The organism is Novosphingobium malaysiense (assembly GCF_000802225.1).
Classification (GTDB): domain Bacteria; phylum Pseudomonadota; class Alphaproteobacteria; order Sphingomonadales; family Sphingomonadaceae; genus Novosphingobium; species Novosphingobium malaysiense.
In genome coordinates this window covers 1,292,139-1,309,151 of the sequence record NZ_JTDI01000003.1, presented here as the reverse complement: position 1 = coordinate 1,309,151, position 17,013 = coordinate 1,292,139, and the positions used below count along the sequence as shown (strand labels likewise).

Below are 17,013 nucleotides of genomic sequence, written 5' to 3'. Positions count from 1 at the left end.
TCTTGAGAAAATGTGTGTCCGATTCCGCAACGCACAACAAGTCTTGCAATCATTTTTTTTGCGGTCATTATCGGCACTTCCGGCCAGTTTTCCCCAGCTGTGCGGCGATTTGCAGGCGCAGTTCGGGGCACCAGAAGGTGCGGCCTGGATTCGCCGATTTTTACAGGTTTTCTTGCACCTGACGGCTGCGCGCCGCTCTCAGCGACAGTCTTCGATGATTCGCGAGATTTCTGTCCAGCTGGGAATGTAGAGCGGCGCGCTGCCGGCAGCTTCGACGGCAAAGCGGCCGCGGCTGAAAGCCATGGCATCGAGCAGGGAATCACGCGCGTCGAGCGAGACCGCGATTCCGCCCGGTACGGGGATGGCGACGAGAGCGCGGGTCCCTTCCGTGGTGCTGATGGACATGGGAACTTGCGCGCCCGCTTCGTTGGAGGCTCTCAGCAGCGTGACGGTCTGCCGCGCTTCATTGCACCGCATGGAGAACAGGCCGCCGGCGAAAGTGGCCTGCGAGCCTGTCGCCGTGCGGCCCCAGGTCCAGTCCCCCGGCGTCGCTGCCATGTCGCGCCAGTCCGTTGTCGGCTCGACAGGCTGGGGCGCAGGCGTGGGCGTCGGAGCTGGCCGGGGCGCCTGGGATCGAACCGGAGAAGGAGAAGGAGCCGGCGGTTGCGGAACGCAGGCAGCCAGCAGCATCGCGGTGGAAAGCGCGGTCAGCGGCAGGGGGCGGGAGATCGTGGCGCGGCGGCGCGGATTTGCCTTCATGCCCCCGGTATGGAATGACACGCGCCTTACCTCAAGTGCACAAGCCCCCATGACCGACCCATCCGCCTCTCGCCCTGTCGAAAAACGCCGTGCGCCCGCAAAGGGGCGTGTCGATCAGATGCTGGTCGACCGCGGGCTGGCGGAGAGCCGCACCCGCGCGCAGGCGTTCATTCTGGCCGGTCTGGTCTTTTCGGGCGAAATGAAGGTCGCCAAGCCGGGCCAGAGCCTGAAGGCCGACGCGCCGCTTGAAGTGCGCGGGCGGGACCATCCTTGGGTTTCGCGCGGGGGCATCAAGCTGGCGCACGCCATAGAGCATTTCGGACTCGATCCGGTCGGGGCGGTGGCGATGGACATTGGCAGCTCCACCGGAGGCTTCACCGATGTTCTGCTGAGCAAGGGCGCGAGCCATGTCTTTGCCGTCGATTCGGGTACCAACCAGCTGGCCTGGAAGCTGCGGCAGGATCCGCGCGTGACGGTACTGGAACAGACCAGTGCCCGCATCCTGACGCCTGCGATGATCGATGCGCCTTGCGACTGGGTGGTCTGCGACGCCAGTTTCATCGGACTTGCCAAAGTTCTCGAAGTCCCCTTGCGTCTGGCCGCCCCGAACTGCAGGCTGGTGGCACTCATCAAGCCTCAATTCGAAGTGGGGCGCAACGAAGTGGGCAAGGGCGGCGTCGTTCGCGATCCCGTACTCCATGCCCGGGTCTGCGACGAAGTGCGGGTCTGGTTGGAGGGCGAAGGTTGGGAAATTCAGGGCCTTGTCGAAAGCCCGATCAAGGGGCCTGAGGGAAACGTGGAGTTTCTCATTTCGGCACGGCGCGTAAGTTGACAGTTAGCAGACGATTGCACCTTTGCCCTTCGCCCGGCACAAAACTGCGCCGACTTAGTGGTCTTTCCTGATTCGGGAGTAATTACGCTCAATGAACCTGCTTGCCTCCTCCGGCCAGTTGCGTGCGAGTTTTCTGCGTTGGGCACTTGTTTGCGTCCCCGTAATCGTGCTGCTCGGCTTCCTTTCCGGCAAGTCCGCTCAGAGCGGGCCCGAAAATCCCTGGTTTGCCGCCTTGGTAAAGCCGGCGCTTTATCCGCCGCCGGCCGTTTTCGGCATCGTCTGGACGATCCTGTACGTGTTGATGGGCCTCGCTCTGGCCTTCGTCCTCTCGGCCCGGGGCGCGCGCGGACGAGGATTGGCCGCCGGTGTTTTCGTGTTGCAGTTCCTGGTCAACCTGGCGTGGTCGCCGGTGTTTTTCGGAGCTCACCTGCTGTTGGTGTCGCTGATTGTGATCGCGGTGCTTGATGTCCTGGTGTTGATCACGGTCGCGCTTTTTGGGAGGGTCCGACCGGTCGCTGCACTGCTGCTGGTTCCCTATCTGGCCTGGATCCTGTTCGCGACATATCTCAATTTCGCCTTCTATCAGGCCAATCCGACGATGGATGGCGTGGAAGGGGGCGGCGCGGTCGTTCGCTATAAAATCTGATCGCCTCTTGCGCGGCATGGCGCGGCGATCCATCTAGGCAGCATGCAAAGCGAAAACCCCTTCATCGCCGATTTCACCAAGATGATGAACAGCGCCGCCGGCACGCTGGCCGGCATGGGGCGCGAAGCCCGCGAGAATGCGCGCGAACGGTTCAAGGAGTTCATGGGCGACATGGACTTCGTGAGCCGCGAAGAGTTCGAAGCGGTCAAGGAAATGGCCGCGAACGCCCGCGCGGAAGCGGATGCGCTCAAGGCGCGGCTTGATGCGATCGAAGCGAAGCTGAACGCCGCCGGCTGACGCCGCAGGCGGCTCTTGTCGCAGCGAGCCCGACGTTCCAGACAGGCGCCATGCACTTTCGCGCGCCCGCCCTTGTCTGTGCCACGCACGCCCACGGAGAAACCGCAGTCATAGCCCGGCTGCTCACGGCCGAGCATGGCCTGGTGGCCGCCTATGTCGCCGGGGGCAGGGGGCGGCAATTGCGGCCGGTGCTCATTCCTGGAAACGCCGTGGATGCCGAAGTGCGCTCGAAGACGGAAAGCCATCTTCCCTTCGCTCGTGTGGAACTGGTGCAGAGCCGCGGGCCATGGTTGACCGAACCATTGCCTGCCGCCGCCATAGCCTGGGTCACGGCGCTGACGGCCACGGCCTTGCCGGAAAGGCACCCTTATCCCGCCCTGCACGAAGCGCTGTCCGGCCTGATCGAGGCCGTTTGCGTCGCGCCCTCGGCGCGGGGCTGGGCGCTCCCCTTGCTGTCTTACGAGGTGCTGCTCCTGCGCGAACTGGGGTACGGCGTGCCGGTAGATCGCCCGCAGCAGGCCGACTGGTCGGCAATTCTCCACGCCTTCGATCGCATCGGGCGCGAATTGGCACGCTACCCGCTTGCCGATCGCCGCAGAGACGTTATGGCGGCGCGCGTCCTGCTGCGTGAGCGGCTGAAGCGGATCGAAGGCTGACATTATGACCAAGAACTCCATGCGCATCGCGGTTTTCGCCGGCGACGGAATCGGTCCGGAGGTGACCGAGCAGGCTGTCCGCGTGCTAGAGAAACTGGGGCTCGACAGCCTCGAACTGGTCGAAGGCGATGTAGGCGGAATGGCCTATCGCAAGCACGGCCACCCGTTGCCGCCCCAGACGCTGGAAACCGCGCGTTCCGCCGATGCCATCCTGTTCGGAGCGGTCGGGGATTTTTCCTGCGATCACCTTGAGCGCCACTTGCGCCCGGAGCAGGCGATCCTGGGTCTGCGCAAGGAACTTGGTCTCTTCGCCAACCTGCGTCCCGCTCGCGTGTTCCCCGGTCTCGAGGAGCTGACGACGCTTCGCGAGGAAGTCGCCAGGGAGATCGACCTCCTTATCGTGCGCGAACTCAACGGCGACGTCTATTTCGGCGAGAAGGGCATCCGCACCTTGCCCGACGGCCGGCGGCAGGGCTGGGACATGATGTCCTATGCCGAAGACGAGGTGCGGCGTATTGCGCACTCCGGCTTCACCGCGGCGATGGGGCGTTCAAAGAAGCTGTGTTCGGTGGACAAGGCGAATGTGCTGGAAACCTCGCAGCTCTGGCGCGATGTCGTGATCGAGGTGTCGAAGGAATATCCCGAGGTCGAACTGAGCCACATGTACGTGGACAACGCGGCCATGCAACTCGTGAAGAATCCGGGACAGTTCGACGTCATCGTGACCGGCAACCTCTTCGGCGACATCCTCAGCGACCAGGCCAGTATGTGCGTGGGCTCGATCGGCCTGCTGGCATCCGCAAGCCTGGCAGAGGGGACCTACGGGCTCTACGAGCCGATCCACGGGTCCGCACCCGATATTGCCGGCAAGGGCCTCGCCAATCCCATGGCCACGATCCTCTCGGCGGCCATGCTGTTGCGCCATTCGCTTGGTCTCGAGGAGCAGGCGGTGCGGATCGAGAATGCCGTGGCAGGCGCCCTGTCGGCCGGAGTGAAGGGCGGAGACCTTGGGGGATCGGCGGGAACGCGGCAAATTGGCGACGCGGTAGTCGAACGCCTGTAAATGCGATAATGGTTTATTGAGGTTCACCTTGTATATGCGGGGCGCATGAACATCACCGGTTCCGATCTTGCCGTGGCTGCAGACGCTGCTGTCGATGTCGCGAGCCGGCCGCTTGAGCTGGCAGTCGTATTGCCGACCTACAACGAGCGCAGCAATGTGACCACGATGGTGGAGCGTCTCGACAAGGCGCTGGCCGGTGTTTCCTGGGAAGCCATCTTCGTCGACGACAACAGCCCCGACGGGACCTCTGACGAGGCGCGCCGGTTAGCCCAGGTCGACCCGCGCGTGCGCTGCATACAGCGTATCGGCCGGCGCGGCCTTGCCAGTGCGGCGATCGAGGGCATGTGTTCCACGGCGGCCCCGGTCGTGGCGGTCATGGACGCCGATCACCAGCACGATCCCGAATTGCTGCCGAAGATGCTGGCGGCCGTTCAGTCTGGTGAGTACGATCTCGCCTATGCCTCTCGGTTTGCCGAAGGCGCCAGCACGGAAGCTTGGGGGCGTCCCGACCGGGTGAAGGCTTCGGGACTGGCCAACAGGATCGCCAACAAGGTAACCGGTGTCGAACTGACCGATCCGATGAGCGGCTTTTTCATGCTGCCCACGGAAACGCTTCGCGCCGATGCGCATCGCCTGTCGGGCGTGGGTTTCAAGATCCTGCTCGATATCCTGGCCACGGTCGAACGACCGCTGCGGGTCAAGGAATTTCCTTTGAACTTCGCCGCCCGTGCGGAAGGCGAAAGCAAGCTGGACCAGACCGTCGTGTTCGAATTCCTTGTAGGTCTTTACGACAAGTGGCTCGGCCGCGTCATTCCCACCCGCTTCGCGCTGTTCGGTACCGTTGGTGCTCTTGGCGTCCTGGTGCAACTCGGCGCCTTGTGGGTACTGCTTCACCTCGTCTTCGCGGAGCGGTTCGTTTACGGCAACTGGTCGGAAAGCACGACGTTCAACACAGCCAATACGCTGGCGGCAGTCATCGCGATGACCTTCAACTTCGTGCTCAACAACGAACTTACCTATTCCGACAAGCGATTGCGCGGTTTCGGGCCGATGATGCGCGGCTGGGCGCAGTTCGGCGTGACCTGTTCGCTGGGCCTGCTCACCAACGTGGGGTCCGCTGCGGTGCTCAAGACGATCGGTTTCCATGACGTCGTTGCCGTCGTGACCGGTATCATCTTGGGATCCGTATGGAATTTTGCTCTTTCTTCGAAGTTCGTCTGGGGCAAGTACTGACCGGGCGACGCTTTTTGTCGTCTATCGTAAGTCGTTTGACGGAATCCATTTGTAGATCGTGAAGTAATCGCTTTTTCGCGCGGCACCACATACGCGGGAGAAGGTCCGATGCTGTTTCACGTTTCCATTGACGCGCGCGATCCACAACATGTCGCCATGGTGCTGGCCGAGCTGTTCGGCGGCCGCGCAACGCCGTTTCCGCCGGTCGCGGAAGGGAGCTGGCTCGCTCATGCCGGCGATGATCGCAACACCTTGGTCGAGGTCTATCCGCGCGGGACAGAGCTCGTCGAGGCGCCGGGAGATGCCGATGCCGTAGGTCTGCCGGGCGACGCCGGCCTGAGTGCCACCCATTTCGCCATGGCGACACCGCTCGATTGCGCCGCCGTGTTCGCGATCGCGGCTCGGGAGGGCTGGCCGGCCAAGTACCGCAAGCGCGGCGGGGTGTTCGGTGTCATCGAAGTCTGGATCGAGGGCGAACGCATGGTCGAAGTGCTGACCGCGGACATGCAGGCCGAATACCTTGCCGCGATGAGGCTGGAGGCTTGGGAAGCCATGCTGGTCTATGGCGATGCGAGGCACCGGCTTCCGGCCTGACCTGCAGCTGCCGGGCTGGCTTCGGGCGCGAGCTAGCGCCAGCTCGGCAGCCACATCCACAGGTTGTAGGCATCCTTGTAGGGCAGCGGTGCGGCAGAGATGATCGGGTAGAATATCGCGAACATCAGCAGCGAAAGCACCAGCGATGCGGTCGCCAGCACATGCCAGCGGTCGCGGCGTTGCCACAGGGCATCCAGCCAAAGCGCCAGCAGTCCCATCAGGAACGCGCCCGGAAGCAGGTAGTGGTAGTAGAACTGGACAGGCTTCCCGTTCAGCGCCCACATGGCAAGGCACACGAGGTAGAGCGCGATCAGGGCGAGGGCGTCGTAACGCCGGTGAAACATGCTGGTCCATAGGGCCCAGACGAACGCGACCAGCCCGGCGAGCATGGAAAACGGGTTGCCGATCATCACTATACCGCGCTGCGCCCCGTCGATCTTGCGGAAGAGGTACCAGATGTCCCGCCAGTTCACGATCCACTGGTACCAGTAGCTCTGGTAGGGATGCGGCTTCTTCACGCTGTCCTGGAGGCGGATCATGTATTCGTGCTGCTGGATGAACCCCAGCGGGGCGACGGGCCGATCGGTGTAGAACATCGCCGGCAGGAAGGTGATCCAGTAGACCGCAAGCGGGAAGAGCCCGAGCCACACCGTTGCTTCCAGCAACGAAATGCCCTTGGTCGGTCCGGAAGCCTTGCGCCCGATAACGCCCAGGCTCCTTTCGCGGATTTTCAGGATCAGGAAGGCAAGTCCCGGCATTACGAGGGCCGGCGCGCTGCTCCATTTCGCGCCCAGCGAAAGCCCCATTGCGACGCCCGAGAGGATCAGCCGCGTACGCGCGCTGCCGGGCGATCGTGCGCGCAGAGCGGCTGCGAACTGCCAAAGGCCCACCATGCACAGCCCGGCCTCGATCATGTCGAGCATGGCTATGCGGCTCTGGATGAACCACATGCAATTGGTCGCCAGTAGGGCGGTAGCCGCCAGGGTGGCGGCGCGACGATGCGACAGGTTCCAGACCAGGCGGGAGAAGGCGAACAGCCCGAGGGCGCCCGAAAGGGCCGGACCCATGCGCCAAGCCAGTGGCCGGTCGCCCAGGAAATGGATGAACGCCGCGATCACTTCCTTGCCGAACATCGGGTGCTCGCGGTTCGCGGGGATGAGGTCCAGAAGCTTCAGGGCGGCCGGAACGTAGTGGATCTCGTCGAAGTAATAGCGTGGCGGCATTTCGATGCGCCACAGGGCCAGACCCAGAAACAGGACCGTGATGCCGAGGCACCAGCCAATCGGGTCGCGGGCGTTTCTGGCTGCAAGCGGCATCGGACAGGCGGATAGGAGGGAAACCGGCTTTGGGCAAGACCGCCGGGGCACTGCATCCGCTTGCCTTGGCTCTCGCGCCATCTTAGAGGCTTGGCCATGAAACGCACGACCGGACAGGACCGCAACCAGACCCGCAATTGGCGCCCCGCTACCCGCGCAATCCGCGGCGGCACGTGGCGTTCGGAAATGGGCGAGACGAGCGAAGCGCTCTTCCTCACGTCCGGATATAGCTATGACGATGCGGCCACGGTCGCGGCCCGCTTTGCCGGCGAAGAGGAAGGCATGACCTACTCGCGCCTGCAGAATCCGACTGTGGCGATGCTCGAAGAGCGTATCGCCCTGCTGGAAGGCGCCGAGGCTTGCCGCGTTCAGGCCTCGGGCATGGCAGCGATGACCGCCTCGCTGTTGTGCCAGCTGTCGGCAGGCGACCACATGGTATCGGCACGGGCGGCCTTCGGGTCCTGTCGCTGGCTGGGAGACAACCTCCTGCCGCGCTTCGGCATCGACGTGACCGTGGTGGACGCGCGCGACACGGCGGCCTGGGAAGCGGCGACCCGCCCCAATACCAAAGTCTTCTTCTTCGAGACCCCGGCCAACCCGACCATGGATGTCGCCGATCTCGAAGCCATCGCGAAGATTGCCAGGGCGCATGGCATCACCACGGTTGTCGACAATGCCTTCTGCTCGCCGGCGCTGCAGCGGCCGCTCGAGTTCGGCATCGACGTCGTGGCCTACTCGGCCACCAAGCTGATGGACGGGCAGGGTAGGGTGCTCGCCGGCGCCGTGTGCGGCAGCGAGGAATTCATCAACGATAAGCTGCTGCCGTTTCAGCGCAACACCGGCCCGAATCTTTCGCCGTTCAACGCTTGGATCGTGCTCAAGGGACTGGAGACGCTCGACCTGCGGGCAAAGAAGCAGAGCGAGAATGCCCTCAAGCTCGGTGAGTTCGTCGAAGGGAGGGTGCCGACGATCCTGCACCCCTGGCTCGACAGCCACCCGCAGAAGGCGCTTGCGCAAAAGCAGATGGACGCCTGCGGCCCCATTTTCAGCTTCGTTCTCGATGGCGGCCGCCAACAGGCCCACGCGGTGCTCGATGCCCTGCAACTCATCGATATCTCTAACAATATCGGAGACTCGCGCTCGCTGATGTGCCATCCTGCCTCGACGACGCATCACAACATGGGGCCGGAGGGACGCGAGGAAATGGGTATTTCCGAAGGCATGCTGCGGATCAATGTCGGGCTTGAGGATATCGATGACCTGATCGAGGACATGGATCAGGCTCTGGCGAAGGTGGGCCTCTGAACACCGTCGATCTCGGCGCCAATCCGGGGGCGCTTCTCGCGGCAATCGTCGAATCGACCGACGATGCGATTGTCGGGAAGACGCTGGATGGGCGCATCCTCACGTGGAATGCAGGCGCGGAGCGTGTCTTCGGCTGGACGGCCGAGGAAATGATCGGCCAGAACATTCGCAAGCTTATCCCGGAGGACCGGCAGGACGAGGAAGACGCGATCATCGCAAGTATCAGTTGCGGCGACCGGGTTCCGACCTTCGAAACGTACCGCAATCGAAAAGGCGGGGGCACCGTTGCCGTGGCGGTCACGGTTTCGCCCGTCCTCGACAGCGACGGCCGGGTGATCGCTGCGAGCAAGATTGCCCGCGACATCTCCGACAGCGTCAACATCCGCAAGCAGCTTGCGCTCAGCGAACAGCGCTTTCGCCTGCTGGCGGACAACATGAGCCAGTTGGCGTGGATCGCGGACAGCGACGGCTGGATCTTCTGGTACAACAAGCGCTGGTTCGACTATACCGGCACGACCCTCGACGACATGAAGGGCTGGGGCTGGAAGGCCGTGCACCATCCCGATCACGTCGACGCCGTCGTCGAAAAGATCAGTGCCTGCTTCGCGTCGGGCGAAGACTGGGAAGACACGTTTCCGCTCCGCAGCGCGGACGGGGAGTGGCGGTGGTTCCTCTCTCGGGCCAAGCCGATCCGCGACGAGCAGGGCAACGTCGAGTACTGGTTCGGCACCAACACCGATGTCACCGAGATGCGCGAGGCGGAGCAGCGCATCGAGTTGCTGCTGGAAGAGGTGAACCATCGCAGCAAGAACATGCTCGCAGTGGTGCAATCGCTGGCACGCCGTACCGATGCAAACCGGCCCGATTTCGTCGAGCGGCTAGAACAACGAATTCGAGGTCTGGCAGCTAACCAGGACGTCCTCGTTCGCCGCTCGTGGTCAAGGATTCCCGTCTCGGAGATGATCGAGGCGCAATTGCGCTCTCTCGGCGACTCGCGTGCGCAGATTACCTGCGAGGGGCCGCAGGTGCTGCTCTCACCCGGTGCCGCCGAGGCGCTGGCCATGGCTTTCCACGAGATGGGAACGAACGCGATCAAGTACGGCGCACTCTCGGTGACCGAGGGACAGGTGGACATCCGCTGGTCCCTCGAAGGGAAAAGGGACGCGGCTCAGTTTCGCATTGAATGGGCCGAAAGCGGCGGACCACCGGCGCACGAGCCTTCGCAGCAGGGGTTCGGTACCCGCATCATCGTCGACGTTCCGCGCGTGAAACTCGATGCCCGGATTTCGACCGAATACCGGCAGGAGGGCTTCCGCTGGTCGCTGACGTGCGCTGCCGCCTCGATTGTGTGATCGCGCCGCTGCGGCGGTCCATTCGGGTTGTGCCAAAGCGGTTGTAGGCTTCCGGATTCGTCGTTAGGCTGGTGCCTGACATGAAAGAACTGTTTCAACATACTGCGTATACCGACGGCCTTACCGTTCGCGTTGCCGCCAACTTCCTGCCCGAACAGTCGCGTATCGAGGCGGGCAAATGGTTCTGGGTCTACCATGTCCGTATCGAGAACGAGACGCCGCACACCCTGCAACTGATGACCCGCCACTGGCGCATTACCGACGGGAACGGCGAAGTCAGCGTTGTCGAAGGAGAAGGCGTTGTCGGCGAACAGCCGGTGCTCGAACCGGGTGGGAGCCATGACTACGTTTCCGGATGTCCGCTCTCGACACCGCAGGGCAGCATGGAAGGGCACTATACCTTCCGGCGCGGTGATGGCACCGAATTCAAGGCCCTGATCCCGTTCTTCCCGCTGGCGGCTCCTGCCACGGCCGGTTGACCGGCGCCCTAGCGCCGAGGCTCGATAGGGTGCGGTTTTACCTCTGCAACCGGAACTTCGTTGCTCCCCGTTCCTGTCGGGCATAGGGAAGTGCCATGAAGCGCACGCATTTGCCCCTCAACGCCTTGCGCGTCTTCGATGCCGCCGCCCGGCATCTCTCCTTCACGCGCGCCGCGGACGAGTTGGCCGTGACGCCGGCAGCGGTTGGTCAACAGATCCGTGCCTTGGAAGACCTGCTTGGCGTTGTCCTGTTTCGCCGGACGAGCAAGGGACTGGAACTGACCGAAGAGGCGAGCGCCGGTCTGGCTGCCTTGCGTACCGGGTTCCTCCATTTCGAGGATGCCGTGCAGGCCATGCAGGCCGGCCAGTCGAGCCACGTCTATACCATCGCCGCCCCGCGCGAATTCTTCGCGGCCTGGTTGGCGTCGCGCCTGGCTTTATTCCGTTCCGAAAACCCTCAGGTGCGTTACGTGCTGGTGGACGGGGAGGAGACCGATTTCACCGAGGCAAACCTGGACCTTGCCGTTCGCTGGACCGACGGGCCTGGCAATCTCGAAGGTGTGCCGCTCGGGCAGGCCGAATGGGTGATGGTCGGCACCGGTGACTGGATCGGATGGCCGGGCGATCCAGTGCCGGACGAGGGTGAAGGCGCAGCAGCCGAAGGCGAAGAGGGCAAGCCACCGATATTCGTCAGCGACGCCGGACAGGCCATCGCCGCGGCGCTTGCCGGCCTCGGGCGGGCCCGGGTGCCGGCGCTGCTGACTGCGGGCCTGCAGCACGCCGCCGCCGATAGCGTGGTTCCGATTACGGCACCTTGCCGGCGTGGCTATTGGTTGGTCGCGCCGCTGCCGCAGTGGCGGCAGAAAAAGGTGAAGGCGCTGGTGGCTGCGCTTACCGCCGAGGCGTAGCTCTGCCGCATTGACCCTCCCAGGGTGCCGGGTCACCCTCTCGTGCACAAAGAGGTACGGGATGAGGAGACAATACCATGAAGCATTGCCGTGTCAGGTTGCTGGGAACTGCCGTCGCCGGACTCGCCGCTGCGGCGCTCGTCACGATCCCTTCCTCGACGCGCGCGCAGGACGGCACCAGTCCCGATAGGGTCGCTCCGGTGGCGGGCTGGGACGAGTTTGTCGAAAGTCTGCGCACCCTTCCGGAAAAGATGCTGGCAAAGTTGCCGGAAGATATGCGGAAGGACCCGCTAGTTCGCGCGGAAATCGGTCGTATTGCGCTTGAGGCACTGGCAAGTTCGTCGATAGAGGCCCTCGGTGCCGATCCGCAGGCGCCAGAGTTCCTGCCCGCAATCGGACGGGTGCTCAACGTCGGCCAGCCCAACGCCGATACCGTCTACAAGTCTGCCTCGGTCGATCCCGCGCAGGTGTATCGCATCTCGGGCAAGGCCGGCACGATTCCGATTGCGGTCATTGCGCAAGTGCTTCCTGGCAGCAATTCGCGGCCCCATCTGGACCTCTCGTCACTTCATGTCGGTGAAGATGGGCGGTTTTCTGTGCTTCTCGGTGCCGAACGCCCCGAAGGCTATGCCGGCGACTTCTGGAAACTGGAGCCGGATACCCGGCGGTTGATGATGCGACTGGTCAGTTCGGACTGGAGTGACGAAGTGCAACCGGTTGTAACGATAGAGCGCGTCAGCGGACCGATGGGGCGGCCTCGTCCCTCGGCGCAGGAATTGACCGCGCGGCTGCAGGCACTGCCCCGGGCTGTCGGCTACCTCGCGCCGATGTTCATCGGACGGGTGGAGGCTCTGGCCGCCGAGGGATACGTCAATCGTTTCAAGGTTATGGTGCCGCCGGAAGGCGCCTTGGCATCGCAGTTCTACTACGATGGAGTTTTCGACCTGAAGGATGACGAGGCCCTCATAGTCGAGAGTGACGTACCCGAGACCTGCCAGTACCGCTCGCTCATCCTTACCAACGGTCTCTACGAGACGATCGACTGGACCAACAATCATTCCAGCCTCAACGGTGCGCAGGCAGCGCCGGATTCGGACGGAAAGCTGCGCATCGTGGTGTCGGAAAAGGATCCCGGCGTAAGAAACTGGCTCGATACCGCAGGCTATTCGCGCGGGATCATCCAGGGGCGCTGGACGGGATGCAGCAGCCAGCCGATTCCGACCCTCACCAAGCTCAGGCTCGACGAAGTGCGCAAGCACCTGCCTGCCGACGTGGCGACAGTGACGCCCGAGGAACGCGACGCGATCATGCGCGAACGCAACCGGGCCTATCAGGCCCGGTCGCTCTGGTAGTCAGGGCGGGCACAGGCTCTGTCGGCCACCAAGCAAAGGCCCCGGAAGCGCAAGCTGCCGGGGCCTTTGCTTGGTGGCATCAGGTTTTGGCGCTCAAAAGCCCAGGTCTTCGATTTTCCCGTCGAAATTGTTGCCCAACTTGTTCGTTGCCTTGGCCAGCTTGTCTCCCGGGATGCCGGCGAGATAACCGTCGATAATGCGCTGATAGTTGCTGATGAGCCCTTCGACGTCCTTGGACAGGCGCATGAATTCGAAGCCGTCGGCATGCATGCCTGCCTGCTGGATCGGAATGTTCGCGTAGTCTTGCCGCGGGATCGGCGGGAAGTCCGCGCTGTCGTAGGGCAGGACCGTCGGGGTCATCACCGGTTCCGGCTCCTCGCCCTTCGGGAAATGGGTCAGTGACCATATCTCGAAGAAGCAGCTTTCCGGGCCCAGCGGCCGGATGCGGTAGGCGGAAAACGACGTGAACGTAGGGAGCAGGAAGTAGTGCGGGAACAGGAATTCCACTGAATTGATCGGGTCCGACTGCTTGACCTTGAGAATGTCGGGGACATCCTCGCCCCTTTCGCGCAGTCCCTTGGTGATGGCGCCCATGACCATACCGAACCATGCCTGCATGGCCTGAGCCGGATCTTCGGGTAGGTCGTCGATAGGCACGCTGCGGGCGATCTCGACTTCCTTGGCATGGATCATCCCGGCCATGCCGTCGCTGAGCAACTGCATGCCGTCGAGTTGCGCCTCGATCATTTCGGCGATGTTGGTGGGCGGCGGCGCGGTCTGCACGTCGTCCACACCGCCGTAGCGCTGGGTGTAGAGGTCCGGCGTGCGATAGTGCAGTTGCGGGTGGGTCTGCAGAACGTGATAGCCTTCCATGAAGGCTTCCATCGCGATCTTCCAGTTGGCTGGAAGGACGGTGCCGAAATGCCATTCGGCGCGCACATCGGCGAGGCCGTTGGCTTCCAGCCGATCTGCCAACGGGCCCAGCGTCTCGCGGAACGGCGGGGCGTCGTCGTCGTGATTGATCCAGGCGCAACCGCCAAACGTTTCCACGCGGCACGGCAGCAGATTGATATCGTCGTCGAGCTGGCGCTCGCTGAAGATATGCTTCGCGTAGACCAGCGTGTTTTCGCCGTCCATGTTCCATCGCCACCCGTGGAAGGGGCAAACGAAACCCTTCTTCGCGCAGTTGCCATGTGCACTGGCATGCGAGCAGCTTACGGGCGTGCCGCCGGCGAAAGGTACACCGCGGTGCCGGCACGCGTTGTGCCAGGCCTTGATGCCGTCCTCGGTGCGAACGACGATGACCGACTTGCCGACGTTTGAATATTCCACCCAGTCGCCAACTTCGGGAATCTGCTCGAGGCGGCAGGCCATCTGCCACGCATGCGGCCAGAGGTGGTCGAGTTCCGCCTGGTAGAAGTCGGCATCGTAGTAACGCTTGGCCGGGATCCGTTCGGGATCGTCGATCGGAAATGGGACGGGCCTCAGGCCTCCGTCAGCAGATTTAAGCACTCCCGCACCTCTTTTGATTGTGAGTCTTGTGTTGACGCACGAGTGTACCTTCCGGGCCATGTGAGGCAATGGCGCAGGCGCGGGACATCATCGCGGGCGCGCTAAATGGCCTGCCGGACCAAGTAATCCGTGTTACCGCATGGCTGGTTTTCAGCCTCCACGGTTGGGGTCGAGAGCAGACGGAGCCCGCGTGCGGGGCGTGGAAGGCGAAGCAACCGGCGGCTCGATCCGGCCGTCGTCCATCGCCATCAGCGCCGCAATGCGCTTTTCCGTCGCCGGGTGGGTCGAGAACATGTCGGACACGCTCGAGGGCACGATGTAGAGTTGCGCAGTGGCTGGATTGCGTTCGACCGCCGGGTTGCGCATCTGGGCCGCCGGGCCTGCAATCTTGGCAAGAGCCGAGGCGAGGGCGCGCGGGTTGCCGCTGATTTCGGCCCCGGCCTTGTCCGCCCCGAACTCGCGCGTGCGGCTGATGGCCATCTGCACGATCATCGCCGCGAACGGCGCCATGAGCACGGCGGCTATCGCCACCAGCGGGTTGGGGCGGTTCTCGCCGTGCCCGCCGAAGAACAGACCGAAGTTGGCAATCATGGAAATGGCACCGGCAATTGTCGCCACCATGGTCATCACCAGCGTATCGCGATTGCGGACGTGGCCGAGTTCGTGGGCCATCACGCCAGCCACTTCCTCGCGGCTCAGCATCGAGAGCAGGCCGGTGGTAGCGGCTACAGCGGCGTTTTCCGGATTGCGGCCGGTGGCAAAGGCGTTGGGCGCTTCGGTATCGATCAGGTACACGCGCGGCATGGGCAGACCGGCGCGCTGCGCGAGCTCGGCGACGAGAGCATAGAATTCCGGCGCGCTGCGGGCATCCACTTCGCGCGCATTGTGCATGCGCAGGACGATGCTGTCGGCATTCCAGTAAGTGAACAGGTTCATGCCTGCCGCCACAAGCAATGCGATGATCGCACCTCCCTTGCCGCCGAACATGAAACCGAGTGCCATGAAAAGCGCCGTCAACGCCGCCAGCAGCATGGCCGTCTTGATACCGTTCACTTTTTCGCATTCTCCACTGTAAAACCTTGCTTCAAATTTAGGGCGAGGCCCCGCCGTTTCAACGGCCCACCGGGCTCTTCGCGCGCGCCCTTGGCAGCATCAAACACAGCCGATAGACGCAAAAGACATATTGCAGACACGGAGATCACGAACTTGGCGAAGGAGGAATCGGACGCAAGGACGCCTCGCCGGCGGCGGCGCTCGTCCGAGGAAGTGGCGGACCGCATTCTCGAGGCTGCGGCCGAGGAATTCGAGCAGTCCGGCTACTCCGGCGCGACGACGGCCGCCATTGCCCGCCGAGCGGACGTGACAGAAGCCCAGATTTTCCGTTTCCACGCCTCCAAGCAGGCCCTGTTCCGGGCGGCGATCTTCACGCCGCTGAACCGCCACTTTGCCGATTTTCAGGCGCGCAGCGTTGCTGACCAGGAATCGGGCAAGGGCGGCAAGGATCTCGCCCGGGCCTATATCGGCGAATTGCAGGATTTCATGGCGAGCCATTCGCGCATGTTCATGTCGTTGATCGTCGCCAATACCTATTCGCCCGAGGCGGCAGACGCGATTACCGATCTCGATGGGCTGCAGGCCTATTTCGAAAAGGGCAAGGCGATGATGAGCGCGCGCATGGAAGGCGATGCGCCGGTATCGTCGGAGCTCATGGTACGCGTGTCCTTTGCCGCCGTTTTGGCCAACCTGATGTTCCGGGACTGGCTGTTCCCGCCAGGCCTGGCAAGCGACACCGAAATCCGCGAGGCCATCGCCACGTTCGTAATCGAAGGGATCGAGGCAAACGGGCCGGTCGGCGAGGGGGCGGGTAACTGAAAGCGGGCGAGCGCCCCCCGGATGGCCGCTCTATTCCGCGACGACCTCAATCGTGCGGACGCCACTGTTCCCGGTGCGTGTGTTGCGAGCAGACACGGTCAATTCATAGCGGCCCTTGGCCGGCAATTCGACATCCCCCGAAAAAACACCCGGCGAAGTGTCGAAGGCAAGTTTGCTCGTGGCGAGCTGCGACCCTTTCTGCCACGCTGAAACGTGCACTTCATACTCGTCTGCAGGCCACAGTCCGTCTGGCGTGATCGGGCAGCCGCACATCGGCATCACCTTGGCTGAAATTCCGACCGAGAGACCGGCAACGCTCGTTTCCGGATTGATGACAAGCCCTGGCAGCTCAATAGTCCAACCGTCACCAATCGTGGCGTTTTCTCCGGGCATGATCCAACGCTGCTGGCTCACTTGAACGGCAGATTCCGGATAATCGAGAGGGCCATAGGCATCGAGTTCAACCAGGGTCGGTCTGCTGATGTCCAGCGTGGCCGAAAATGCCGCCTCGGATCCATCAACACGGAGCGGACTGCGGCCATCGGATTTCATGATCCGGGCCGTGTTGCCCGTTCCCCCCTCTGTACGCCCTTCGGCAAAGACGGTGCCGCTCTTCGGATCGCGCAGGACAATGCGCACCCCTCCCATCGAGGAGCCGACAAATTTTGCGTCTTGCGCGATGACCCGCACAACGATGTCTGTCGGTTCGGCAAGAGCCGGTGCAGCTCCCAGAGCCAATATGACCGCTGCCATAATCCGATACATCCCAGCCTCCTTAATGGACCTCAAGTCGCCTTAGGTCAGGCGGAAGCCTGTCTCAAACGACTTTCAGCGATG

At 63.2% G+C, this 17,013-nt stretch carries 18 protein-coding genes; 13 read left to right on the top strand and 5 right to left on the bottom strand.

Annotated elements, in window-relative coordinates; translation table 11 throughout:
• Window positions 1-198: 198 nt before the first annotated feature.
• Window positions 199-759, bottom strand: a complete 561-nt coding sequence (locus LK12_RS25310) for a hypothetical protein (RefSeq protein ID WP_052223398.1) — start codon at window positions 757-759, stop codon at window positions 199-201.
• Between the two features lie 49 nt (window positions 760-808).
• On the opposite strand from LK12_RS25310, the gene LK12_RS14120 reads away from it, so the two are divergent.
• From LK12_RS14120 to LK12_RS14090, 7 genes are all read left to right on the top strand, one after another.
• The gene (locus tag LK12_RS14120) at window positions 809-1,591 is read left to right on the top strand and encodes a TlyA family RNA methyltransferase (protein WP_039284870.1); all 783 of its coding nucleotides are present in this window, start codon (window positions 809-811) and stop codon (window positions 1,589-1,591) included.
• 91 nt (window positions 1,592-1,682) lie between these two features.
• A complete protein-coding gene (locus tag LK12_RS14115) occupies window positions 1,683-2,237 on the top strand; it encodes a TspO/MBR family protein (RefSeq protein ID WP_039284864.1) in 555 nt (184 codons plus the stop codon).
• Window positions 2,238-2,279: 42 nt separating this feature from the next.
• Window positions 2,280-2,534, top strand: a complete 255-nt coding sequence (locus LK12_RS14110; protein ID WP_039284862.1) for an accessory factor UbiK family protein — start codon at window positions 2,280-2,282, stop codon at window positions 2,532-2,534.
• A 50-nt stretch (window positions 2,535-2,584) separates the two neighbouring features.
• Window positions 2,585-3,190 (top strand): DNA repair protein RecO, encoded by a 606-nt coding sequence (recO, locus tag LK12_RS14105; RefSeq protein ID WP_039284860.1) that lies wholly within the window; start codon window positions 2,585-2,587, stop codon window positions 3,188-3,190.
• A 19-nt stretch (window positions 3,191-3,209) separates the two neighbouring features.
• Window positions 3,210-4,253 carry a 3-isopropylmalate dehydrogenase gene (gene leuB, locus LK12_RS14100; protein ID WP_039285411.1) on the top strand — a complete coding sequence of 348 codons (1,044 nt, stop codon included), beginning with the start codon at window positions 3,210-3,212 and terminating at the stop codon, window positions 4,251-4,253.
• Between the two features lie 45 nt (window positions 4,254-4,298).
• Entirely contained in the window at window positions 4,299-5,486 is a 1,188-nt protein-coding gene (locus LK12_RS14095) for a glycosyltransferase (protein WP_039284859.1), read from the top strand.
• 108 nt (window positions 5,487-5,594) lie between these two features.
• Window positions 5,595-6,080 (top strand): hypothetical protein, encoded by a 486-nt coding sequence (locus tag LK12_RS14090; protein ID WP_039284853.1) that lies wholly within the window; start codon window positions 5,595-5,597, stop codon window positions 6,078-6,080.
• Between the two features lie 32 nt (window positions 6,081-6,112).
• On the opposite strand, the gene LK12_RS14085 is transcribed toward LK12_RS14090, so the two are convergent.
• Entirely contained in the window at window positions 6,113-7,396 is a 1,284-nt protein-coding gene (locus LK12_RS14085; protein WP_039284852.1) for a phospholipid carrier-dependent glycosyltransferase, read from the bottom strand.
• A gap of 96 nt (window positions 7,397-7,492) precedes the next feature.
• Between LK12_RS14085 and LK12_RS14080 the strand changes: the two genes are divergently transcribed.
• From LK12_RS14080 to LK12_RS14060, 5 genes are all read left to right on the top strand, one after another.
• The gene (locus tag LK12_RS14080; RefSeq protein WP_039284851.1) at window positions 7,493-8,701 is read left to right on the top strand and encodes a trans-sulfuration enzyme family protein; all 1,209 of its coding nucleotides are present in this window, start codon (window positions 7,493-7,495) and stop codon (window positions 8,699-8,701) included.
• The gene (locus LK12_RS14075; protein ID WP_052223397.1) at window positions 8,698-10,053 is read left to right on the top strand and encodes a PAS domain S-box protein; all 1,356 of its coding nucleotides are present in this window, start codon (window positions 8,698-8,700) and stop codon (window positions 10,051-10,053) included. The genes LK12_RS14080 and LK12_RS14075 overlap by 4 nt, the downstream gene beginning before the upstream one ends.
• 80 nt (window positions 10,054-10,133) lie before the next feature.
• Window positions 10,134-10,532, top strand: a complete 399-nt coding sequence (apaG, locus tag LK12_RS14070) for a Co2+/Mg2+ efflux protein ApaG (protein ID WP_039284850.1) — start codon at window positions 10,134-10,136, stop codon at window positions 10,530-10,532.
• Window positions 10,533-10,627: 95 nt separating this feature from the next.
• On the top strand, window positions 10,628-11,440 hold the full coding sequence (locus LK12_RS14065; protein WP_039284848.1) for a LysR family transcriptional regulator: 813 nt from the start codon (window positions 10,628-10,630) through the stop codon (window positions 11,438-11,440).
• A 77-nt stretch (window positions 11,441-11,517) separates the two neighbouring features.
• Entirely contained in the window at window positions 11,518-12,792 is a 1,275-nt protein-coding gene (locus LK12_RS14060; protein WP_052223396.1) for a DUF1214 domain-containing protein, read from the top strand.
• Between the two features lie 93 nt (window positions 12,793-12,885).
• On the opposite strand, the gene LK12_RS14055 is transcribed toward LK12_RS14060, so the two are convergent.
• Complete coding sequence (locus LK12_RS14055; RefSeq protein ID WP_231568347.1) at window positions 12,886-14,304, bottom strand: aromatic ring-hydroxylating oxygenase subunit alpha; 1,419 nt, start codon at window positions 14,302-14,304, stop codon at window positions 12,886-12,888.
• A 150-nt stretch (window positions 14,305-14,454) separates the two neighbouring features.
• Complete coding sequence (gene htpX / locus LK12_RS14050; RefSeq protein ID WP_197063526.1) at window positions 14,455-15,357, bottom strand: zinc metalloprotease HtpX; 903 nt, start codon at window positions 15,355-15,357, stop codon at window positions 14,455-14,457.
• Window positions 15,358-15,510: 153 nt separating this feature from the next.
• Between htpX and LK12_RS14045 the strand changes: the two genes are divergently transcribed.
• A complete protein-coding gene (locus LK12_RS14045; protein ID WP_039284845.1) occupies window positions 15,511-16,176 on the top strand; it encodes a TetR/AcrR family transcriptional regulator in 666 nt (221 codons plus the stop codon).
• A gap of 30 nt (window positions 16,177-16,206) precedes the next feature.
• Here the strand turns inward: LK12_RS14045 and LK12_RS14040 are convergent, their stop codons facing one another.
• Complete coding sequence (locus tag LK12_RS14040) at window positions 16,207-16,929, bottom strand: hypothetical protein (RefSeq protein WP_156135478.1); 723 nt, start codon at window positions 16,927-16,929, stop codon at window positions 16,207-16,209.
• Window positions 16,930-17,013: the final 84 nt, after the last annotated feature.